The 22637-nt window shown below is 42.2% G+C and carries 26 protein-coding genes; 25 read left to right on the forward strand and 1 reads right to left on the reverse strand.

Translation table 11 applies throughout. From position 1 onward, the window contains the following. Nucleotides 1–6 precede the first annotated feature (6 nt). The 6 genes from V4U88_RS15350 to V4U88_RS15375 all read left to right on the forward strand — a co-directional run bounded on the left by V4U88_RS15350 (nucleotide 7) and on the right by V4U88_RS15375 (nucleotide 4462). Entirely contained in the window at nucleotides 7–849 is an 843-nt protein-coding gene (locus tag V4U88_RS15350) for a copper amine oxidase N-terminal domain-containing protein (protein WP_334074124.1), read from the forward strand. Nucleotides 850–1208: 359 nt separating this feature from the next. Beyond that, nucleotides 1209–1862, forward strand: coding sequence for a hypothetical protein (locus V4U88_RS15355; protein WP_334074125.1), 654 nt, complete (start codon nucleotides 1209–1211; stop codon nucleotides 1860–1862). Between the two features lie 185 nt (nucleotides 1863–2047). Next, on the forward strand, nucleotides 2048–2887 hold the full coding sequence (locus V4U88_RS15360; RefSeq protein WP_334074126.1) for a copper amine oxidase N-terminal domain-containing protein: 840 nt from the start codon (nucleotides 2048–2050) through the stop codon (nucleotides 2885–2887). Nucleotides 2888–3701: 814 nt separating this feature from the next. Next, nucleotides 3702–4115 (forward strand): sigma-70 family RNA polymerase sigma factor, encoded by a 414-nt coding sequence (locus V4U88_RS15365; RefSeq protein ID WP_334074127.1) that lies wholly within the window; start codon nucleotides 3702–3704, stop codon nucleotides 4113–4115. After that, nucleotides 4108–4254 (forward strand): YvrJ family protein, encoded by a 147-nt coding sequence (locus tag V4U88_RS15370; protein ID WP_334074128.1) that lies wholly within the window; start codon nucleotides 4108–4110, stop codon nucleotides 4252–4254. The genes V4U88_RS15365 and V4U88_RS15370 overlap by 8 nt, the downstream gene beginning before the upstream one ends. Nucleotides 4255–4270: 16 nt before the next feature. Beyond that, entirely contained in the window at nucleotides 4271–4462 is a 192-nt protein-coding gene (locus V4U88_RS15375) for a helix-turn-helix domain-containing protein (protein ID WP_334074129.1), read from the forward strand. Nucleotides 4463–4832: 370 nt separating this feature from the next. On the opposite strand, the gene V4U88_RS15380 is transcribed toward V4U88_RS15375, so the two are convergent. Next, a complete protein-coding gene (locus tag V4U88_RS15380) occupies nucleotides 4833–5408 on the reverse strand; it encodes a hypothetical protein (protein ID WP_334074130.1) in 576 nt (191 codons plus the stop codon). A 133-nt stretch (nucleotides 5409–5541) separates the two neighbouring features. Here V4U88_RS15380 and V4U88_RS15385 point away from each other — a divergent pair, with 133 nt between their 5' ends. From V4U88_RS15385 to V4U88_RS15470, 19 genes are all read left to right on the forward strand, one after another. Further along, entirely contained in the window at nucleotides 5542–6363 is an 822-nt protein-coding gene (locus V4U88_RS15385) for a copper amine oxidase N-terminal domain-containing protein (RefSeq protein WP_334074131.1), read from the forward strand. Between the two features lie 102 nt (nucleotides 6364–6465). After that, nucleotides 6466–6744 (forward strand): DUF6809 family protein, encoded by a 279-nt coding sequence (locus V4U88_RS15390; RefSeq protein WP_334074132.1) that lies wholly within the window; start codon nucleotides 6466–6468, stop codon nucleotides 6742–6744. Nucleotides 6745–6995: 251 nt separating this feature from the next. Beyond that, a complete protein-coding gene (locus V4U88_RS15395; protein ID WP_334074362.1) occupies nucleotides 6996–7472 on the forward strand; it encodes a DUF2975 domain-containing protein in 477 nt (158 codons plus the stop codon). A gap of 10 nt (nucleotides 7473–7482) precedes the next feature. Further along, nucleotides 7483–7692 (forward strand): helix-turn-helix domain-containing protein, encoded by a 210-nt coding sequence (locus V4U88_RS15400; protein WP_334074133.1) that lies wholly within the window; start codon nucleotides 7483–7485, stop codon nucleotides 7690–7692. Between the two features lie 59 nt (nucleotides 7693–7751). Continuing rightward, nucleotides 7752–8291, forward strand: coding sequence for a hypothetical protein (locus V4U88_RS15405; protein ID WP_334074134.1), 540 nt, complete (start codon nucleotides 7752–7754; stop codon nucleotides 8289–8291). Nucleotides 8292–9008: 717 nt separating this feature from the next. Continuing rightward, on the forward strand, nucleotides 9009–9836 hold the full coding sequence (locus V4U88_RS15410) for a hypothetical protein (protein WP_334074135.1): 828 nt from the start codon (nucleotides 9009–9011) through the stop codon (nucleotides 9834–9836). 21 nt (nucleotides 9837–9857) lie between these two features. Next, nucleotides 9858–10604 carry a hypothetical protein gene (locus tag V4U88_RS15415; RefSeq protein ID WP_334074136.1) on the forward strand — a complete coding sequence of 249 codons (747 nt, stop codon included), beginning with the start codon at nucleotides 9858–9860 and terminating at the stop codon, nucleotides 10602–10604. Between the two features lie 5 nt (nucleotides 10605–10609). Further along, nucleotides 10610–11371 (forward strand): hypothetical protein, encoded by a 762-nt coding sequence (locus V4U88_RS15420; protein WP_334074137.1) that lies wholly within the window; start codon nucleotides 10610–10612, stop codon nucleotides 11369–11371. Further along, entirely contained in the window at nucleotides 11371–12042 is a 672-nt protein-coding gene (locus tag V4U88_RS15425; protein ID WP_334074138.1) for an ATP-binding cassette domain-containing protein, read from the forward strand. The genes V4U88_RS15420 and V4U88_RS15425 overlap by 1 nt, the downstream gene beginning before the upstream one ends. Then, nucleotides 12035–12712 (forward strand): hypothetical protein, encoded by a 678-nt coding sequence (locus V4U88_RS15430; RefSeq protein WP_334074139.1) that lies wholly within the window; start codon nucleotides 12035–12037, stop codon nucleotides 12710–12712. Before V4U88_RS15425 ends, V4U88_RS15430 begins: the two co-directional genes overlap by 8 nt. A gap of 192 nt (nucleotides 12713–12904) precedes the next feature. Continuing rightward, nucleotides 12905–14812 carry a hypothetical protein gene (locus V4U88_RS15435; RefSeq protein WP_334074140.1) on the forward strand — a complete coding sequence of 636 codons (1908 nt, stop codon included), beginning with the start codon at nucleotides 12905–12907 and terminating at the stop codon, nucleotides 14810–14812. Between the two features lie 97 nt (nucleotides 14813–14909). Further along, complete coding sequence (locus V4U88_RS15440) at nucleotides 14910–15752, forward strand: aldo/keto reductase (protein WP_334074141.1); 843 nt, start codon at nucleotides 14910–14912, stop codon at nucleotides 15750–15752. Nucleotides 15753–16335: 583 nt separating this feature from the next. Beyond that, the gene (locus tag V4U88_RS15445) at nucleotides 16336–16662 is read left to right on the forward strand and encodes a hypothetical protein (RefSeq protein WP_334074142.1); all 327 of its coding nucleotides are present in this window, start codon (nucleotides 16336–16338) and stop codon (nucleotides 16660–16662) included. Between the two features lie 63 nt (nucleotides 16663–16725). Next, nucleotides 16726–17808, forward strand: coding sequence for an SGNH/GDSL hydrolase family protein (locus V4U88_RS15450; protein WP_334074143.1), 1083 nt, complete (start codon nucleotides 16726–16728; stop codon nucleotides 17806–17808). Between the two features lie 187 nt (nucleotides 17809–17995). Continuing rightward, a complete protein-coding gene (locus V4U88_RS15455; RefSeq protein ID WP_334074144.1) occupies nucleotides 17996–20272 on the forward strand; it encodes a hypothetical protein in 2277 nt (758 codons plus the stop codon). Between the two features lie 18 nt (nucleotides 20273–20290). Further along, nucleotides 20291–20902, forward strand: a complete 612-nt coding sequence (locus V4U88_RS15460) for a pentapeptide repeat-containing protein (protein WP_334074145.1) — start codon at nucleotides 20291–20293, stop codon at nucleotides 20900–20902. Between the two features lie 419 nt (nucleotides 20903–21321). Beyond that, complete coding sequence (locus tag V4U88_RS27025; protein ID WP_148455872.1) at nucleotides 21322–21453, forward strand: deaminase domain-containing protein; 132 nt, start codon at nucleotides 21322–21324, stop codon at nucleotides 21451–21453. Nucleotides 21454–21458: 5 nt separating this feature from the next. Beyond that, nucleotides 21459–21812: a hypothetical protein gene (locus V4U88_RS15465; RefSeq protein ID WP_334074146.1), complete on the forward strand. Its 354-nt coding sequence runs from the start codon at nucleotides 21459–21461 to the stop codon at nucleotides 21810–21812. A 453-nt stretch (nucleotides 21813–22265) separates the two neighbouring features. Further along, nucleotides 22266–22595: a hypothetical protein gene (locus V4U88_RS15470; RefSeq protein WP_334074147.1), complete on the forward strand. Its 330-nt coding sequence runs from the start codon at nucleotides 22266–22268 to the stop codon at nucleotides 22593–22595. Nucleotides 22596–22637 lie beyond the last annotated feature (42 nt).

Here is a 22637-nt window from a genome sequence, read left to right on the forward strand (position 1 = left end):
AGTAGAATGAAAAAGGTTCTCGCAGGAATATTCACTGCATTGATTTTAACAATTACCGCTTCACCTACATATGCGGCAGACCTGCAAATAAAAGTTGACGGTGTTACGATTTCCTCCGATGTGAAGCCCGAAATTAAGAACAATCGAACAATGGTGCCTCTCCGAGTAATCAGTGAAAATTTGGGGGCTAGGGTCAACTGGTCGGATTCGAAAATCGTGCTCACAAAAAGTAAGGTGAAGTTAATCTTGCAACTGAATAGCAATACAGCAGTGAAAAACGGTGAAACGGTGCCACTGGATGCCAAACCATATTTAAAAAATCATCGTACGATGGTTCCACTTCGTTTTATTGCAGAAGTGTTTGGCTGCATGGTCAGTCACAGTAACTCTGCAGTAACTATCGAAACCAAGCCTTTAGTCATTGATGGTGTAAAAGTAAAAACATTGCAACAAGAATTATACATGACTATGGGCGGCATAGTAAATCATATCAATGGAAATGCCTATAATGAAGCAATATATAATCTTTTTGTAGAAAACAAAGGAAAGAAGGTCGAAGAACCTGCTGTTTACTCCTCGCATGCAGGTCACCTCGCACCTGGCGACTACTATAAAGCTGGACAGTATGACTTTTTAGACCAAGAAGGGAATAGCATAAAACGTTTTGACATTTATACTAAAGTTCGATCAATGGATGATGTGGACCAGGTTCGCGAGGTTTTAATTTATGAAGCGAATGTAAACCAATGGTATATGTTTAACGACAAAGCACATCGAGAAATTCTAGAGTTTATTGATACAGCCTCAAATAACGGCTTTCTGACTGAGATCAGCAATAATGTTCCATAAAGGGGACGACAGCTTAATAACCCAAGAAAACGAGGCCGCCAAGAACATGGCCTCTCCACGATCCCCTAAAATCAACAAAGGATGGTCTTTAGATTATTGAAGACCATCCTTTATCCACTTGCAAAAACCGCTCACTGAGCGGTTTTTGCTTTTTCATCTGGTATTACTTGTACCATGTCTTCAAAATGAAGTGAATTGAAGATGAATAAACTCATTGGATGGCATGTTGAGATAACCGTATATGACTCTTTAAAAATAGGTTCGGAAGTGGTTGTAAAATCGGTTTTCATTATCTCTTTATATTAGTGATAACACGTTAAAAAGGGTTATCAAAAACTAATTGAGAGGAATGGTTGACTATGGCATTTAATACTGAGTATGCAAAGCTTGTAAGAATCAAAACTGATAATCTTAACGACAGAGGGTTCAAAGCAAAAATAAAATTACCAAACAGTAAAACCTTGCCAAGAGCGTATGACTATATTAATTTCTATGTGGGTATTAATGGTTATGAATGTGGAATATCTATTGCAGACCGAACTGAGTTTAAACCTAATGGTGCATGGAAATGGCGCATTTTTGCGAATGGAGAAGGTAATACAAAAAAAGGAGAAAAAAGTGGAGATTTTTTTAATGACGGTGATATTGTCACACTTTCAATCGAACTAAACGAACAGAATAAGGTTGTATACAAGGTCAATGATGCGGTTTTTAGAAGTTTCGATGAAACAGTCACTAATGTTGTTAACTCTGCACGATTAGTCATTGCTACTAATCAAGATACGGGATATACCCCACCACTAAAACAATGGAGTGTTTTCCATGACCAGGTGAGAGCTTATGAAATGAAATATAAAAATAGCTCAAATAATTGGGTTGCCTTTACCATGGGGAATAAAGTACAGACAGAAGAGTGGCCTCTAGGTGTAGCCACACCTGACAGGAGAAAGTATATTTTGGATAAGACATGGATTGGTAACGCTGATGTGTATGCGTCTTTGAAAAATTTATAAATAAAAAATTCAATAAAAGTCTCCCAGTTTTTTTGGGGAGACTTTTTTAGCAATGGAGGGGTAGTAATATCTTGCAGAAAAAGGTATAATATGGGTTGCCAGTGAACAAATGAAATACTACAACTTCTTCGTTAAGCTCCCATGGAAGAGCGGTACGGCAAAATATAATAAAAGGAGTGAAGTAATTGAAAAAGCTTCTCGCAGGAATATTCACTGCATTGATTTTATCGATTACCGCATTACCTACATATGCGGCAGACATGAAGATAAAAGTTGAAGGTGTTACTATTTCCTCCGATGTGAAGCCTGAATTTAAAGACAATCGAACAATGGTACCTCTGCGAGTGATCAGTGAGAATTTGGGAGCTAGGGTCAACTGGTCAGATTCAGAAATCGTGCTCAAAAGAAGTAATGTAAATGTAGTCTTGAAATTGAATAGTAATACAGCAATGAAAAATGGTAAAAAGGTGCCGCTTGATGCCAAACCATATCTTAAGAAAAAGCACGTGATGGTTCCACTTCGTTTTATTGCAGAGATGTTTGGCTCCAATGTCGGGTATAGCAATTTTGTAGTTACTGTCGAAAACAAGCCATTAGTCATTGATGGTGTAAAAGTGAAAACATTGCAACAAGAAGTACACATGACTATGGGCGGCATAGTAAATCATATCAATGGAAATGCCTATAATGAAGCAATATATCATGTTTTTGTAGAAAACAAAGGAAAAAAGGTCGAAGAACCTTCTAATTACTCCTGGAATCTTAATTACCTCACAACTGGCGACTACTATAAAGCTGGACAATATGACTTTTTAGACCAAGAAGGGAATAGCATAAAGCGTTTTGACATTTATACTAAAGTTCAAACATTTGATGAGGACCAGGATCCCGAGGCTTTAATTTATGAAGCGAATGTAAACCAATGGTATATGTTTAACTACAAAGCACATCGAGAAATTCAACAGTTAATTGATACAGCCTCAAATAACGGTTTTCTGACCGAGATCAGCAATAATGTTCCATAAAGGGGACGACAGCTTAATAACCCAAGAAAACGAGGCCGCCAAGAACATGGCTTCTCCACGATCCCCTAAAACCGACAAAGGATGGTCTTTAGATTATTGAAGACCATCCTTTATCCACATCACGACAAATGTATGGTAAATACAAAGTCCAGACTTTCGTTGTTTGATTCAACTTAAACGTGTCCCATTAGTGCAACAAAGGCCGCTCGATCTCCCCCCTTTTCAAAGCCAATTACCCGAACATCGCCAAAAGGCTAGTGAGGCGCATCCAACCCGAGAGTTTTCATTATTCTACTACTGTCAATTTTGGGTAGAAAATTAAAGATAGAAGGGGCTGATGATTCGGTCCCATTGAACTATAAAACGGGATCGTGATTTCTAGTGTTCATCTCTTTTAATTTAGCTCAAGTCTTTGGCCAGCTCCTGAAGCTGGCTTATTTTTGTTTGAATCGAACGGATAGTTTTTTTCTCAAGGATTATACGTGTCATACAGCCCGGCCACACATCGAATCTTAGCGATCGACGAACCCAATACTTCGCCGCTCACCAAATCAATTGCCACCACGAATGTCCTACCTTCAGCACTAGCATAGAAATTATATATGCTATACAACAAGTATATATAATGTAAAAATATTGTTTTTGTTACCCCTAACATTTGGTGCTTTTTCATTATTTCTATGCTGGGGAATGGTAAATCTATAGATAAAAACAGAACATTTGTTCCTTTGATGGAAAATGGTTGTAAAAATGTGTTTTTATATCTCTTTATAGTGTAGGAATGATCTCTTAAAAAGGGGGTCTAAATACTATAATGAATGATCAAGCAAACCGTAGATTTATTAAGTACATGGCCAATTTAATTCATTACAACTCTATTAACTATGACAAAAAGAGGCGATTGAAAGCCAGTAGATTTATTTTGACACTGGATAACAATGAAAAAAATCTTGGATCCGAATTAATGGCTGTATTTGATTCTGAGCCTGCTTCTGAGCCTGCTTCAGCAAACTTAAAATATCACATAACTGATCCCTTCCTATATCAAGCTTATGAGAAACTACCTAAAAATCAACAGCTAATCTTGTCGTATGCATATGTTCAAAAGTTGAATGATAGGGAAATAGCCCAACTCATGCATGTATCCCAACAAAATATTTCAAAGCATCGCTTAAATGCTCTATCGAAATTACGTCAAGAGTTGAATGGAGTGAAAAAAAATGAATGAAATAGACCTTCCAACACTTATTGCTAATTTGGGCTTTCCCATAGCTATTACATCATTCTTATTAATCCGATTTGAAAGAAAAATATCCGATTTATGTCAGGCGATTAATGACTTGAAGAATGAAATTCAAAAAAAATGAAAGGGTGAAGGTGTCCATGATGACCAAGTTGTTAATGAGAGCGCAGCAATTGCATGATCCCGATGCAACAATGCAGATTCTTGATTTCTTTACCCCAAAAATAAAGGCAGAGCTTTATCAAGTGCCAACCGAACACCGAGAAGATTTACAGCAAGATCTCTATGTAAAAATGATTGAAGTCATTCAACGGTTTGATATTAGTGACTGAATTAAAAAATTCCCTCTCTACTAATAATTCCTTGCCTAAGGGAGTCACCACTTCTACGTTGGCGCAGAGACCGGATAATGTGATGACGTTAAAATAAATGACGGGGTGATTGAAGAAATATAGTCTTGATGCAAAATACCGCGTAAATCAAGCCCTTGAAGGCACTCCTTAGTGGATGAAACACAAGCAGCCCGGTCAGAGGAAGAGGATATCGAGACGATGTATCTGTATCAGACCCACCCTAATTATAGCGAATATCAGCAGTTACTAAAAGGCACCCACGAGGTGCCTTCTTTGCTAGCCCCAAACTATACGCGACACGTACTAACTGCTAATTTACATCTGCTCGATTTTCTTTTCGAGGCCAACTTCACCCACTCTCAAATATCATTTCATGGTTCCCATTGTATATTTGAACAGATGACCTCCCTATTGATGCCTCACCATAGTCTCCAGAAATGATGTAGTTTCTTTTTAACTTTTCCATGTCTAGTCGATGCCATTTTTCTTGATTGAAAGTTACATAAATATAGGTGCCTTCGCTGAGTAGATTATCATCATTGATCTGAACCATTAGCATAGGGAAACCTGTTCGGGATCCATAAACTTGGACAGGTTTGCTTGGATCCACACTATTCTTGATATTGATACCGTATTCTAACCTCTCATTAATAACCCTTACTACATAAGCTCCGATTTTTTGGCGTTGCCTGTAGGATACAAATGCAAAGGGTTCTTCAAGATCGTTATTTTTTACTACATCAAGTACTTCAATATTTTCTTTTTCTCTTAGCTGCTCAATATGGAGGTCCATTATTTTGCTATAGGTTTCTCTTTGTAATAGTAAAAATATAGCGGAGAGTGATACGAGAAGCATTATTATGAATCCTAACAGGTACCATTTCTTTTTAAACATTTTCATTACATCACCCTCGCTTACACCCATTTCTAATATATCCCAATCGTAATTCTATCAGGTTCCTAAGTAAAGTATGAAAGCGCTGGCTCGGGCTGTTAATGCAACTTCAACATGCAGTAACACGTCTAAGGTACAATAAAACGGTGAGGTGATCACTAATATGAAAAAGATACTTTTAACCTTGCTCTGTCTCTCTATAATTTTGCCTTTTAGTCAGCTTAAGGAGGCCTCCGCTTCGGCTCTGCCTTCCAAGTCCGCAGTTTACCTCAAGGCCGGCAAGTTCTTCATCCTGTACACAAAACCGGCAGCGCCGTTTATGGATAAGAACCAGCGTCTACTGGTTCCACTCCGTATTTTCGAGGAGTTGTTCGGCGGAAAGGTGGCTTATTCTACCACCTCCAAGACAGCTCAACTCGAGTGGCTGGACCACCAGTTTCAGTTCACTGTCGGATCTAACAAAGCAGAGATGGATGGACAAACCGTGGTTATGGACACTGAACCTGTACTGAAGAGTGGGGCCGTGTTTTTGCCGATTCGTATTTTTCTGGACCGTGCGGACTTAAAGAGTCATTGGGATAAGAAGTTGCAGGTGTTGGTGTTGGATGATGAGAAGATCCTCACCGGGCAGCCATTCAAAAACTTTGACGGAAACGATTTGTACAGCAACAGCCAGGACGGAGCCTTTCGCATCGACAGCTATACGATCACTTCCAAAAGTAACAGCACTTTCCGGCTCACCATTAACGCGGCGAACGTAACTGGGCACGCCTTGCCCAAAGGAAAGTCTGACATCCACCCCCTGGTTTCTTACGAAAAAAGCGCCGGTGGAGGCTTCGCGACCGATTCCTACAGCAAGCCGTTCTACCCTACGATCCCAGAGGTCAAGCAGGACGGACAAATCTCGGTTTCACAAAACTTCCCCGCCAAAGGTGTCGACTATATTATCACGGTGGCCCGAGAATTTGCCGATCAGTCGCAGTAATAGGCACCCACGAGGTGCTTTTTTTGTTAACTACTATACGCATACACGTACCACACCCTCACCCCACCTTTGTTACTATAAAAAGAAAACGGAGGTGTTCTTATGCCAACCTTCCTCGAATCCCTATACTATGGCAACCTAATCCCCCATGAAACGGCCGTACCCCAAGATCCGAAGTATCGCCAGATGGGCCGGCAAATATCCGAGTCCATAGAGGCTTGGAAAGGTAAACTTTCCGACGAGGACCTCAAGGAACTCGAGGCGTTGCTCGATCTGTACCAACAGATTCAGGGGATGGAGCTGGCGGCTTCTTTTTCGCAGGGATTTAGGCTTGGGGCGGCGATGGTGTTTGAGGTGTATGCGGAGAGGATGGACAAATAGACGAAAAAGTCCCCGTCCGCGAAGGGGGGGAACTGCCTCATCCAGCGACGAGGCGAAATCAGCCCGAGGCCCTTCTATTAAAATTGAAAAGTGCACTCCTTAGGTTCTACCGATGCCATCTAAGGGGTGCATTTTTATTGGTTTGTTTTTCTGTTTTATCAATAATAATTTAACGTTAATTAATAACTATTTATTGAAAAACAATAAATTCTGTGTATAATCAAATTATCGAATTTTCAAGCGAGGTGCTTTTGGTGAAGCGTGAGACGCTGTTTTTAAAGGCCGTTGTGGTTCTGATCGGACTTCCGGTTCTTGCTTTGTGCGTATTGGGGTTGCCCAGGATTGTCGGTGAGGCGGCGGAGTATTTTTCTCCCTATTGGGTGTATCCGGTGTTTATCTTGATCTACGTCTCGGTGATTCCGTTCTACTTCGCCTTGTTTCAGGCGTTTCGGCTGTTGAGCTATATTGACAAGGATCAGGCGTTTTCGGAGTTGGCCGTCGGCACTTTGAAAAATATAAAATACTGTGCGTTCGCGATCAGTATCCTGTTTGCGGCAAGCGAGCCTTTTCTCTATTTGATGGCCGAGAAAGACGATGCGCCGGGGCTGATTGTGATCGGGCTGGTCATTATTTTTGCCTCGTTTGTGATTGCGGTCTTTGCGGCGGTGCTTCAAAAGCTGTTAAAGAATGCCATCGATATCAAATCGGAAAATGATTTAACGGTCTGAGGTGAACACAATGGCGATCATAATCAATGTTGACGTGATGCTGGCTAAGCGGAAAATGAGTGTAACGGAACTTTCGGAGAGGGTCGGAATCACCATGGCGAATCTGTCTATTTTGAAAAACGGCAAGGCCAAGGCGATCCGCTTTTCAACTCTGGAAGCGATTTGTCAGGCTTTGGAGTGCCAGCCCGGCGATATTTTGGAATACCAAAGTGAGGAATAACCAATCCCTTGTCGCACGAGAGGATGTAAGTTGAGGTGAGGAAGTTGACCGGAGAACCAATGATATATCTCCTTTTGACGGATACGGGGACGGTGTTAAACCGGATGATTAAGTCCTATACCGGACAACCTTATAATCATGCCTCCATTGCCTTTGATGCCGGATTGAGCGAGGTATATAGTTTTGGGAGAAAGACGGCAAATAACCCCTTTATAGGCGGATTCGTCCGAGAGAATCTTCACTCCGTCCTGTTTATGCAAGCGGAATGTGCGATCTATGCTTTAACTGTAACCCATGATGAATATCATAGGATGCATCGCTATATCCGGGAAGTCGCCGCGCAAAAAGAACGTTACCGCTATAATTTCATCGGATTATTTGGCGTGATGCTGCAAAAACCGATCCCGAGAAAGCATGCTTTCTTCTGCTTTCAGTTTGTGGCGTCTGTGCTGAAGGAGGGGGAGGTCCTTCATTTTGACAAAGACCCTGCGCTGGTTGAACCCGGCGAGCTGCCCCATTTTGCCAATTTTCAACTGATCTTTGAAGGAAGGGTACAGGATTATCAGACGAGTGTCGATATGAGGTATGCTTATTCTTGAAGGGTCGGGCCGTACTTTTACGAGTGGGCTCTAGAAGGGTAGGACGTTCAAAGCTGACCCGGGATCATTGCTATTTTCTCCTTGTATACTTGATTAAAGCCCAGATTCCCACTCCTATAGCTGCTAGAAATAATAGAAAAAAGAAGATTCCTGCGTATATAAACGAACCAAATGAACCCATTTAATCATCCTCCTTTGTGCTCCCTATTTTAGCATAAATAAGCAAAATATGAGAGGAAGGGATTTGAATGAAAAAGATGTTAATATCGTTGCTGCCCTAGGCCCTTGTTTTTGTTTTAGCATTACCAGCAAGTGGCGCAGATCAGCACTACTTTGGCTGCCCCCCACGATCATGACCAGGTTCCCTTGTCCGTAGACATGAAAAAACTCCTGATTTGCACCGTTACCTATGATGTATCGTACCCTTCGAAAGGCCACATCTTTTGCTATTATATTCCTGACTGGGACTTTTCCCAATGCCCAATTGAAAACGCTTAAGAGATTTTAAAAGAAGGAGAGTTGGGATAACGAATAGTATAAAATAAATTTTTGAAATAAAAAGTCCAGTTTACCCATACTTAAAAACAGGTAAATATTGTATTATAATTACAGTTTGCAAACTATGATTTTCCAATAAAGGAGGAATTTTATTTTGAAAACAAATGAAGCGTTCTTTTGAGAACGCTTCATTAAATTCATTTTAAAGGGGTTTTATCGGTGAATTTGTGGAAGATGGAGTTGAAAAATTGTCTTAGTCGAATAGAATTTAAGGTTGTATTTTTAGTGTTTTTTCTTATATCTATCGGAACTTTTATAGAAGCTTGTTACATTGTATACGGATCGGAATTAACCTTTATTCGATCAGCTTATGAAATGTCAATATTACAAGGGACATCGACTAAGATTATGATGAATATTCTACTAGTGCTGCTCCCTTTGATTATTCCCGTGATTTATTCCAATTCTCTAATTACTGACTTGCGATCCGGAGTTTATAAGAACATCCTGACAAGATCCGATTTAAAAACTTATCTTTGGGCAAAAGTTTCGGTGACTTTTTTAGTGAGCTTTTTTACAGTCTTTATTCCTTTATTTATTAATCAAATTCTATGTTTAATTACATTTCCTCAAGTGGGTTATGATAATCGGTTTGCTTTACCTTCATATGATATTGGCATTCAAAATTATGATTCGCAGGCGATCATGGATGTGCTCCGATTAGGCCATCCGTTATTGTATAACATGGTGTTTATGGTTTTAATCAGTTTGATGGCATCGCTCTTCTCTATATTTGCGTTTGCGGCGTTCTTAACGTTTAACTATAACCAATTCTCTATTTTTACAGGTGTGTTTCTTTTTATAACCATATTAAATCTGGTTATTTCTTTACTGGGTTCAAACCGGTTAAGCTACACAAGCTTACTAACACCTGCTACAAAAGGAAGTCTTATAGATTTGTGCTTATGGATAACCGGATTACTTGTGGTTAGTTCTGGTCTAGTCCTGTTTAAAGCACGGCGCATTGAATTGGGAATTCATCGTTAATGGAGGCTGTGGATTAATATTATGAATTTACAACTTCAACTTTGGTTACGAGCCTTAAAAACTAAACTAACCCTTTTTTTTATATTCTTTCTTGTTATTTTAGGGGGTTACTCCATCCATCGTGTGGAAGTTGATGAAGTTGGGGATCACAATCTACTTTTAAATGTGCTTACGGGGATGATGAACGAGAATATAGTATTATTTTTATATATCCCTATGTTTTTGGTGTTTATACTAAATTTTGTTTTCAGTTTATTTAAAAGTAACGTTTTGTTGAAGTACGGAAACTTTTCGAAATGGTGGCTAAATAGTGTATTTTTAATTTTTCTATTTTCCGCGACGGTTTCACTCATCATCCAATTGGTAATGATCTCGATGCTGTTATTTGGCGGATTATCTTTAAATGCTATTGTTAATATCTATTTACCGATTGGTATTTTAATAACATGTACACTCCTAAGCGGGTTTGTTTTGCTAGGAGAGGCAAGTTTTATTATTGTGTTATGTTTTCGGAAACACTATTGGGGGATAATTCTTCCCATAGTGTTGCTTTTTATTATTAAAACGGTCCAGTGGGTTTTTAAAGCAACCTGGATTACATTGGATCAATATATGGCCATTAGTTATAAGTATAGCTCTAATTCCACTGCCTTTGGGCAGGTGAATTTCTCGGATGCGGTCCATGTGGGCATATGCTTTAGTGCCACTATAATATTATATGTTCTGGGGTTGGTTTTAATAAAAGAAAAGGATATTTATTGGGAGTAGCAAATATGAGAATTCTTATAGATATTAAGCTTTTGCTAAAGCTTCTTTTATGGGGAGTATCGCTTGCGGTGTTTTCGTTTTACCGAACATTAAATTATGGATTTGATCTAGAAGGGATCATTATGGAATCCTACGGTAATATAAATCGCGAAAGTATTACTTGGGTGATTCCGTTATTCATATGGTTATTACCGTTATTAATACTCAATTTCTATATTGGTAACCATATTCATAAACAAATGGGTGAACATGCTGTCTATATTTTTACTAGAACCAATAAAAGGATTGAGTGGTTTCTACAACAAGTTACTACCGTACTAATATATATTTTGTTCTTTCAAATAGTCGTATATACCGCTACTTTATCTTTGGGGGTTCTGTATAATTTAAGCCCTGTTAACATCTCCTCGTTCCTGGTTCTTATATTACAAATATTCATCTTTAGTACGCTCGGATTAGTTGTTTCTATATTACTTGTCAATGTTCTTTCCATTATTATGAATGTAATTTATAGTTCGAGTTTGATAATTGCTTTAAATTTTCTATTTATCCTTATCGGCGGAATATGGGGTGGGGACACAAATTTTACAAAATGGCTCCCTTTTACTCAAAACATTGTGGGTTGGCAATCCGAAGACTTACTACATATAAAAATGTCTGATTTGTACTTTCCGTTTTTTTATTTAGCAACGTTTTTGATAGTAATCGTACTGTTCGGCTGCTGGAGGATTAGAAACCAAGATATTTTAGCTAAGGAGGCTCTTTAGTGATTATACTCAAAAATGTTAGTAAGACTATAGGGAATGAACAGGTCTTAAATAATATACAATTGACCCTTGAGGATAATAAAATTCACGCTTTTTTTGGAGCGAACGGTTCTGGGAAAACCATGCTGTTTAGGGTAGTCTGCGGTTTGGTAAAACCTACTGAAGGCGAAATTATCATTCACGGGAAAACTTTGCATCGAGATCTTTCTTTTCCTCAGGGACTTGGAGTGATCATTGAATCACCCGGGTTTTGGGATCGGTATACGGGCTTTGAGAATTTGAAGGTTCTGGCATCGATTCAAAATAAAATAAGTAATGAGGAAATATCCGAAGCTCTAAACAGAGTGGGATTAGATCCAAAGGATTCGCGTGTTTATAAGAAGTATTCCCTAGGGATGAAACAGCGTTTAGCGATGGCACAGGCGATTATGGAGAAGCCGGATATTCTGGTCTTGGATGAGCCGACAAATGCGTTGGATGAGGAAGGCGTCGAACGTATTAGGAATATTATTCTGGAAGAAAAGTTACGCGGAGCGACAGTTTTAATTGCTAGTCATAATAAAGAAGATTTGGAGATCCTGGCTGATAAGAGGTATTTAATGAGAAATGGGAGTCTCAAGGAAGAGATCGAGGCAGGCGGCTTAAAGATGGGGGCTGACAACGATGCGTAAATATTTCGGGTTGTTGGTTATAATCTTAATGGTCTCTATTGTGGTGGGAATAGTAACATCCAAGTCATTTGAAAATAATCTGGCTGTTCAGGAATACACCAAACAAAGTGAAATTCGCCTTAATCTTATAGAGGATGAGACCTTGGTTTCCACTTATTTTAATAATGAGATAGACTCACTTAATGAATTGATTGATCATTCTGACTTAATTCTTAAAGTTAAAGCAACGAAGAACAGATTAAATTATTCGCAAACCATCAAAACCAAAGTCGAAGTCATGAAGGTTTATAAAGGAGCGAATTTAGAAGGGAAACATGAGATTTATATTTATGAACCAAGTTATTTTTTTGGTCCGAATTATCTATCTTTTGGCGGTTACAATATTATGCAGGATGATGGCGAATATATTGCTTTTTTAAAACATCTTAAAAAGCCAGAGGGATATAAATATAAGGGAGATGAGGATGTCAGCTTCGTACCCATTTCTACTTATTACGGAAAGTTCGAGGAGACTTCTAACGAAAAAACAAACCAGCCCTTATCCAGAGAGGAACTAGATAATGGGATTAAGTATTCCAAAGTAAAGGATTGGGCGATAATCACAACAAAAAAAGAGCAACTACAAAAGTACAACGAATTACGAAACGCTGTCATGGCTGAATATAAATAATGAAAATGTGAAATTTACTCTTGGCGGATCCGGAAAGCCTTTCTCCGGGTCCCTTTTTGTGCTGTCAGCGGATTCTATGACATATATTGATCGAATACGACAAAAAAATCATGGAAGGGAAGGGGGTTATAAGGTATTGTGTTATAATATGTAATTTTGTTTCATCATTTATACATACAGGAGGGAATAGTTTTGCAAGTTTTACGCCAACACAAAAAGCTCGCGGTTTCCTTGCTCCTCGCCTTTGCGGGGGTGGCCGTATTGGTGGTGCTATGGATCTTCAAACCATGGGGAGCAGGTTCCGCCTTGGAGAGTCCCGTCGTCTTTGTCAGAGACGACTTGCTCATGATGATGCAAGAGGATGAGCAGCAGCCGCTCGAGTTGGGTGGACCCTTGCCGGAGGACGAATTAAGGCCGTGGCCGCACTCTTCGGTGGAGAGGTATATGAAAGATAGACTGATCAAGGTAAATGAACGGCGGAGCAGGATGTTTTTTGTAAGGGAGATTACGAAGGATGGTAAAGCTGTCTTATCTTACCGTGATTTGTCCAAAAGTTCCTCCGCCAGTGAACCCGGATCAGACCTGGCTTCCGGCATCAGTGAAATGAATTCGAGTTTTTTCGAGATCAGCGGCGACGGTGAGTTCGCCTTTTACTTGAAGGATGACGACAGGGGAGCTCTTTATGTACATAATCTGGACAAGGAAACTTTAATCGATGAGAGGATAGTCATCTACAACTATATCGATGAGCCTGGACTGCTATACTACATAACCCTGGATGACCAGAACCAACGGACTCTTAAAATGGCCAAACGTAGGGGTTTCCATAAGCAGGCGGTTATTGATACGAATGTGTCCCGTATATCGAATATCGATACTAAATCCGGGGAAATCCATTACTTGAAAAAGACGTCAAACAGATCGAACGATCTTTACAGCATGATGCCCGGCAAATCCCCGGTCAAACTGATCTCTAATGTGGATTATGAGGTAGGGGAAGTGCATGAAGGGGCGCTCTTCTATCGCGCGACCGAGCCAACGAATTTGACGCTTTACGATGTGGTGGTCGACGATCTCAAGGAAAGCGATGCGGCCATCATAAAACCGAAGGAAGAGGATTATGCGAGCGTAGAAAAGAGAACGCTGACTAACTACTGGACGGGCGAGCCCTATGAAGCGGATGTGGAGGTTTTCGATGAATCGGGCTTTGACAAGGCCGAAGAGGCGTATGACAAGAAGGTCGAACGGGACAGATTACGCAGTGTCCTCAAGACAAGGAGCCTGGGCACCTTTGGAAGTCTACATTATTTCAGCGGGGGACAATCTGTGGATGTAACGGATAGATATGAGCGCATGCTATTGGTCGACGCCAAAACGGGCCTAATCATTTACAAGAAATTGCCCGATTATACCAAGGCACCTAAAATTCCGTTATCGGAGGTGGAATTCCCGGAGCAGGCGGAAGCCGATTATAAGAAAAAACTGGACGAGGCTTCGGAGGTTTATCTTTATACGCCCCGCACCGGCGCGGTCAAGCTGGATAAGGACTCGGGCTCCTTGCTGATACAGGCTGCATTAAGCCCGGATGGCAAAAAGCTCTATGGCAATGAAGAAGGAAAGACGTTTGTTTCTTACGATCTGGAGGAAGGCTTACCTGTTCACCGTAAAGTGCTGGATGAGGATGTTTCCTTGTTTTTGCCTCTAGGGGAAAACAGAGACAAGCTGTTCTATTTCAAAATTTCAGGCGAGGAATCTACGCTCTATGCCTATGCCAATGGGGCAAGCCACCAAATCTTTAAAGGCGTCGATTACAGTTCCAATAAATACTATTCGCAGACGGACGAGCTTTACTATTTAGCGGATTACGATTTGGAAGAACGGGCCGGAACTTTATACCGTTATCGCAACGGAAAGTCCGTCAAAATTTCGGAGCATGTCCACGCTTTTGACTATAACGAATCCAGCGGTCTCTACTACATCATCAACTTTGATCCTTCCAAGGGAACCGGGGATTTGATGCGCGAAAAGAACGGAAAACCCGAGCAGGTGGCCGATCGTGTAAGATTTATGCTCGGAGTAGCCGATTACGAAATTCTCTAGCCTCATTGAAGTACGGGTTATGGGGTAATAACTCCTGAACATCGTTTATAATAGTAGGAGTTAAGATTCCATCACTTCTGTAAGGAGGCTGCTCAAAATGAATCGGAACATCCCGGAACATACGCTAAACGATGGCTTAAAGGTCCCCGCGATCGGGCTTGGCACGTATAGCCTGAAGGGGGAAGAGGGCGTAAAGGCGATGGCCGCCGCGATGGATGCGGGGTATCGGTTAATTGACTCGGCTTTTAACTATGAGAACGAGGGGGCAGTCGGGAAGGCGATCAAGCGGAGTTCCGTTCCCCGGGAAGAGCTGTTGATTTGTTCCAAGCTGCCGGGACGCCGTCACGCCTACAAAGAGGCGCTCGCGACCATCGAGGAATCGCTGTACCGGGCCGATCTGGATTATTATGACCTCTATCTGATCCATTGGCCCAATCCCAAGACGGATCTGTACGTGGAAGCTTGGCAGGCGATGATCGAGGCCCGGAAGCGAGGCTATATCCGGTCGATCGGCGTCAGCAACTTCCTTCCCGAGCATCTGGAGCGCCTGATTCAAGAAACTGGCGTGACTCCGAGTATGAATCAGGTGGAGCTGCATCCTTTCTTCGACCAGGCCGATCAGCGGCGGAAGCATGCCGAGCTTGGCATCGTGACGGAATCCTGGAGTCCGCTCGGGCGCGGGAATGATATTGTGGAGCACGAGAAAATCGTCAAGATCGGACAGGCCCACGGAAAAACGGGCGCTCAGGTGATTTTGCGCTGGCACACCCAGCTCGGGGCGATTCCGATTCCGAAATCAGGCTCCGTACAGCATCAGCAGGCTAATCTTGATATTTTCGATTTCAAGCTGTCGGCGGAGGAGATGGAAGTCATCTCGTCCTTCAGCCGCGAAGACGGGCGGTTATGGGGGCAGGATCCGAGCGAGTACGAGGAGTTTTGACCCTAGGACTAAACGATGGAGCATGAGAAGTCCTTGATGGAGAGGATCCGGAAGAATTTTTTCCGGGTCCTTCTTTTTGCGTATACCCCGCTTATAGCCGGAAAAACCATCTCCATTAGATGTTATGAATGTAAAAGGGTTTGGTACGAATTAAAGGGAATTCTTCCCGTTAATTTGGTGCGTGTGCGGCTGCAGAGGCGAATTAGCTGGAAAACCTCCCGTTAATTCGCCTGAAATTGTGTCTATCGGAAATTAGGCCGCCAAATAGATGGAGAATTTCCAGCTAAATCCGCCAAGAGCGGTAAATTAACGGGAGCTTTTCCCGTTAGTGTGTAGACTCCGACGGCGGGACTTTATAAGGGGGCTTATATGGCAGGCTTTTTTGGGTTTTTGTTCATTATATTGGGACTTATAGCCGCAATACGGCCTTAATCCGTATGGTATCTGCAACTTGGATGGAAGTTTAAAGACGCGGAGCCCAGTGCTCTAGCGTTACGTAGGGAACGTTTTGCGGGTTTTATGCTGGTGATGGTCGGCGTCATCCTGCTTGTTTCGAGCTGCTTTGAATCCGGGAGATCCTCGGATGGATGGCCGCGCGCGTTTTAAAGAAAAACTTTCCGCAGATCGGGTGTTAGAAATCAATATCGGGATGACCCACCCTGTAACCTTAACCCAAGAGGAGACAGACACGGTCATCGAAATGATACAAGCGGCGGAGCTTAGCCCCTTCGAGCCAGGCAATGCCTATGGTGCGAGCAATACCGGCGATTTTGTTCAAAGATCATACGAGGGTGAAACTTTTGTTTTTTGGACCATCCGGTGGCATCGAATTGCATCCGGAACAATCCGAGAAAAAGTATGTGATCATAAGCGAGAATTTAATAAAATGGTATCGTACAAATCATTTTGACGACCTATGGAACAAATTGATCGGCATACAGCCACGGTCTAAATTAGAGGGGGAAGGTTCAATATGAGCACCAATGTCGGGGGCGTCCAAACGTTTAAAGCCACAGGAAAGCATGTCAAAAGGCTGGGGCGGACTTATGTTTACAATGATGCGCTATGGCTGGCTTTGTCCGGTGGTGGCGTGGAATTCACGTTTTATGGCAAAAAAGCGGAAGTGACGATAAAGGGCGATAATATCGCGTCAGGCGAGGAGAATCTGGCCCGCATCGGCATCGAGGTGAATGGAGAACGGGTTGTCGATGATCTGGTGAATCAACCCTTGAAAACGTATACTTTTTTCGAAAGTGATGTGAAGCAGCAGGTTACGGTAAGGATCGTGAAGCTGTCGGAGGCGGCGATGTCCACGGTGGGGATTCAGGAGATTACGGTGGAAGCCGAAGAGGGGATCAAGCCCACCCCGGAACAGGCGCGTAAAATCGAGTTTATCGGCGATTCGATCACCTGCGGCTATGGGATGGATGATGAGAAGGTGGAGTCTGTTTTTTCCACGGCGACGGAAGATGCCACGAAAACCTATGCCTACCAAACCGCCCAGGCCCTTCAGGCGGACTACAGCATGGTTTCGTATAGCGGGTATGGCATAATCTCGGGATTTACGGATAACGATCAAAAACTGCTGACGCATCTTCTGCCGGATTATTACGACTTGGTGGCCAAGTCCGAGGGGAGATTTGACGGCATTCTGGACCCTACATCGCTTCGCTGGGATTTCCGGCAGTTTGTCCCCGATCTGATCGTCATTAACCTTGGAACGAATGATGATACCTACGCGAAGGAAGATGCCGACAGACAGGCGGAATACGCCGGACAATACGTCGAATTCCTGAAACGGGTCAGGGCGCAGAATGCGGGTGCGACGATCCTTTGTACGCTCGGGATCATGGGAGACCGGTTATATCCCAAGGTGGAACAAGCGGTTCGCGAGTACACGAAAGAAACGGGGGATACCCACATCTCCACGATGAAGTTTGACGTGCAGTCGGCGGAGGACGGATATACCGTCAACTACCATCCGTCGCATGCGACGCATACCAAAGCGGCGAAAAAACTGGTTGCCTGCATTAAAGGCCTTATGAGCTGGGAATGAGCTGAGTCACTCCCCTCGAAGGGCTGTGTTACCGTCGGTTGCCGACTAAGGCGTTAATGAGCCCGCGCCATAACCCATTATACCTACTCCGCGTTCCATCCAAACGGAACCTTATTCCTATTCCTCCCAATTCAGGTTTTTGGTAAAATATCCTGAATTCGGTGTATGGAATGTTGAGGCGAGTGGGATGCAAAAAACGGATACCCAAAAGATAGAGCAATTATCAAGCGATTTGAGCCGTTTGAGGCAGAACCTGGAGAATTCACTGACCCATCTGTCCGGGAGGTTAAGCAGCCTGATTAGCCAGGTGGAATCTTCCTATCCCGAACCCTCGGTCCGCGACGCGGTGCGTGAGGTGACGGCACAGCTTGGGGAGATGATGAGGATGGCAAAACAGTTGGACGACCGGCTGTACGACAAGGTGAGGGCGCTGGGCGAGGTGGCTAGCGCGTACCTGCAAACGGAACGCGAAGTCTTTGCGCTTGCGCAGGCAAAGCGGGGGGCCGTTTTTACGTTAAAAAGCTTTGCGCTAGGTTTGGCAAGCCGCTTCGATCGGTATAGCCGGAACAATGTGGCCGAAGCGCGGAACACCCCGCTGTCCTTGCTGCAAATTTTGAAGGGAGCGCTACTGGAAGTCCAGGACATCTCCTTGAAGGGGCGTTTAAGCCCGGTCCAAGCCGATAAGCGCATCGGATCCCTGCTGGACATGCTGGATTACGGGTCTCCTGAAGCGCAGAAGTGGGCAAGGGGAGAATTGGAGGACATCGTCGGAACGCTTGAGGAAATCGCCCGCGATCGGTCGGCCTATCGAATTTATGAAACCTATCAAAATGAGAAGTACATGGCGTACATCCATAAACGGATGGATCAGCAGCGCAGCCGATTGGCCGATCTGGGCGTAGCGGAGGAGTGGTATGGCGAAGGGGGAAGTTTGTCCTCTTTTTACAAAGGGTCGCCGTTAAACGCCTGTGACTATAACCCACTAAATAATGATTTCTCACGCATGCCCTTGGAAAGCGAATTGAGATTTGTCATTGCGGCCGGGTTGTTTAACCCCGCGTATCGGAAGTGGGCTGCCCTGCATTATCCTCGAATTGAGGCAGCGGTACATAAGGCGGTCGAGCAGCGCAAGCGGATGGAGCAGGTTCTGGAGCAGTACAATAAAGAAGTTTCGGCCAAGGATATCCGCAAAATGCAGGAACATCTGAAAGAGATGAATCTCTACCATGGGGAGATTACCGGGAAATACAATCTGGAGTTCCTAGTCGCTGTTGCGGGCTATCAGCATATCGGCAATACCGTTAGTTCCGTGGCTGCCGTCCGGCGGGACATGTTTCATTTAGACCGCTATCAGTTCGAGGTAAACGGGAAAATCACGCAGGAACTGCTGGATTTGGCGGCTGCGGAAAGAGGGCTGGGCATCTGGAATAACCCGGATGTGAAAGCCGGCGGCCTCGCGGCTTCCGTGACGCTAGTAGGGGTAGGCGATGGGATTGCTAGCCAGCTCCTCACCGACACATGGGATGCGGCCCAATTCGCGTATAAGACGAACCCCGTAACCCTCCAATACTGGACAGAAACCGTTCCCGCCTATTACGATTTTGGTAAAGCGGTTTATAGCGGCGACATGACCTTCGAAGACATCAAGGCTGCGATCGGCGAGGCGGCGGCCGCGGAATTTGTCGTGCCGTTTCGGGATATCCGGGAGCTGTACGATAAAGTCCTGAGCGGCAAGGCCTCCTACGAGGAAAGTCAGCGTTTTGGGCGGGCGCTGGCCAAGGCGGTGGAAGTTGCCGCCCTGGTTAAGGCGGCGGCCCAGGCCGGCGCGAAAGTCTCCTCCAAAGTAACCAAACAGGTGGACAAAACGTTGTCCCAACTCGAGGAACCCCTGAAACCTCCAGCCCTGAACCCGGAGCGTACCGGCGATTTAACGGTGCCGAAGGTGGATGACCTTGGGCCGCCGCGGGAGAGGGAGCTTGGGGATGGTCGGGGGGCGGGGGAAGTGCGAAAGTTAAATCTATATGATGAATCTGGTAAATATACCGGAGGGAGAACACCCGAGGAATTAGCTGATTTAGCATATGATCCACATAAAAAGAAAACTACAGAGGGATCTGAAATCGAACGAGAAGTGATTCTTGAATTAGAAGAGGAGGGAATAATAAAAAGAGCAATTAGAGACACAATTGGCCAAGGTGATTATATCGACGAAGTAACAGGACTTAATTATGATATAAAGAGCTTCCAATCATACCCTTTGGATAATCAAGGAAATAAAATCACTAATCCGAGAGCAGGAGCATTTAAATTATCTAATGCAATGCGAGATATTATAAAAGAGTTTGATGTAAACGGCATGGATTTTGTTATCATAAACACAAGAAAGGTAGAAGAAGAGCATGTAAGGCAATTGATAGATGCTTTAAAGAGTGCAGGATTGTACGACAAGATTATTTGGAAATAAAGAGGTGTGTTGTAGTCAATGATAAAAATATCTCAAAGCGAATTGGATGAAAAGTTTGCTAAGCATATGAGTTATATTAATACAAAAGGAGAAGAAGGGGAAAAGATAATACTAGATCATGTTGACTTTTCTGATCTATCATTCAATGGAGTTACTTTTATAGACGCCCAAATTACAAGTTCATTATTTAAGAATAACGTTTTTGAGAATACCGAATTTTTCGATTGCCTATTGTGTGATTGCAAGTTTGATAATGTAGCTTTTAATAATATTAACATGGTTAAAGCAAATCTCTCGTATAGTAAATTTGTTCAATGTAGTTTTCAAGGTTCACAAATTTGGAGATGTCAGACTAATGAAACGGAGTATATAAACAGTAATTTTTGTAATTGTAAATTGTACGATTGTTTTGCTTATTCATGTTTAGATGGTATCACCTTTAATGATATAGATTTTGAAAAATTGAATTTCTATTGTGCGTCGGTAAAAAATCTAAGTTTTATTAATATTCAAAATTTTGATGAAAAAAAAGTTGGTAATAATTTAAATATAGGAAACTTTGATGAAGAAAAAATAATAAAGAACGATGAAGCTATCTTTCATTTAAAGTCTCAATCTGTTTGGCTATAAACATTCATTATAGGTTTTTATTATTAAATTGTTACGCTGTAAGCAGCGCAAATTCGATCCTTATGGAGTGTTAGGCTCTATGCGAAGAATGATTGCTTTTACATTTAACAGATCGGTTATGGGAAGGTATTACCATTAATCGATCTGTTTTCTGTTATGCCGACTTTTCACTGCCTGTTGAAATTACTATAATATCTGGCGTACAGACAATTAAACATTGCCCAAGGTGGATGACCTTGGACCGACGCGGGAGAGGGAGCTTGGGGATGGTCGGGGGACGGGTAATAATAAATCTAACAGCTACACTTTAGAAAAAGTAGATATAAATTCAAAAGGGATAGGTGGAGATTTAGCAAGAAGAGGTAAAGAATTAAGAAAAGAGTTACCAAAAAGGAATTCGTAAAAGCGGTAACTTTGGTATAGCTGAAGTTAACACTGACCGTGAGCCTTGTGCGAGCTGTAGTCCGATAATCGAACAATTTAAAGCGAAGTACCCTGATATCGAGGTGTTTGTGTACTTTGTAAAGAGCAAAAAAGATAATGGAAGGTGAGTTGAATGTTTGAAAAAATTACTTGCGAGAAATTAATGGAGTATGTTCCAAATGATTTTGATAAGTTTGTATCCGACGGTTTATCTTCAATTCAAGCTGTTTCAAGGTTAATCAACGAGTATGAAAACCAAACAGATGACTATGAGGATGTCAGGTGGATGTTTACAGTTTTACTAGCCGAGATAGGTATAAAGCACGATTGTTTGAGAGATGAGATTAAATTAGAGGCACTTAGTATTATAAACGATAAGAAATTAGTGGATTATTGGAAAGAAGAAGGGATAAATGATGCAGAAGTATTCAACAGAGTTTTACATTTAGAAAAAGTAAAAAATATCATTATAGAGTTTGGGTCTTAAATCAAGTAAGGGGCTGTCAACATTTTTGTGTTAGCCTATTTATAACCAGTAACTAGATTGTACAACCAATAAACTAAACATTAAATAGTTCAAACACTTGATAAACTTTTATAAGCTCTTCCAACTTAATATATGAGTGGAATGGGCTTTTTTGCGTGATCTTGTCACGGCATCGGCTCGGGAAATAGGCGAGGAAGACCCAAGCTATTATGTTGTTCATGACAGAATAGCCGAGTATAGAAGCCGTTATAAGCTTGAACAGTAGTTCAATCTGGCAGGTAAGAAGTCACCATGAATTAGGGTGTACGAGATGTCTACCTACTAGCGAAATCGCGTTACACGAAACAGGTCGATCCATCATGGTCAGATACCACCGGGATTGATCTGTTTTTTTCGTTCATTTTATAACGCAAGGTCCGCTTATACTACTATATATCCTGGGGGACATAAAAGATGATTTGGAGAATCGAGGAAAATAAGAACATCCTATGGTATACAAGTGATTTATGCCAATTAAAGCTAATAACAGAAGAAGATCGCATACATATTTATCTAAATTACAAAGGTTTTAATATCATTATGCCGATGATAATGTGGGATTTTGATGAAGAAGTAACGGAAAGAGGGATTGAGTACAGTATAGAAGGTGACAAAATGGTCAACTGGCACTTTATTGTACAAAACAAGGATTTACGACTGTTTATTGACCTAATTTACTTTTTTATTAAAGAAAATAGTGCGGACAAAATGCTTGATCCTGATTTAGCTATTGAGCAATGGTAAGCTCTTCAGTATCAACATAACCTTGGATACGAAAGGTGGATT

Origin of the sequence: Paenibacillus sp. A14 (assembly GCF_036864815.1) — a bacterium.
Classification (GTDB): domain Bacteria; phylum Bacillota; class Bacilli; order Paenibacillales; family Paenibacillaceae; genus Fontibacillus; species Fontibacillus sanfengchensis.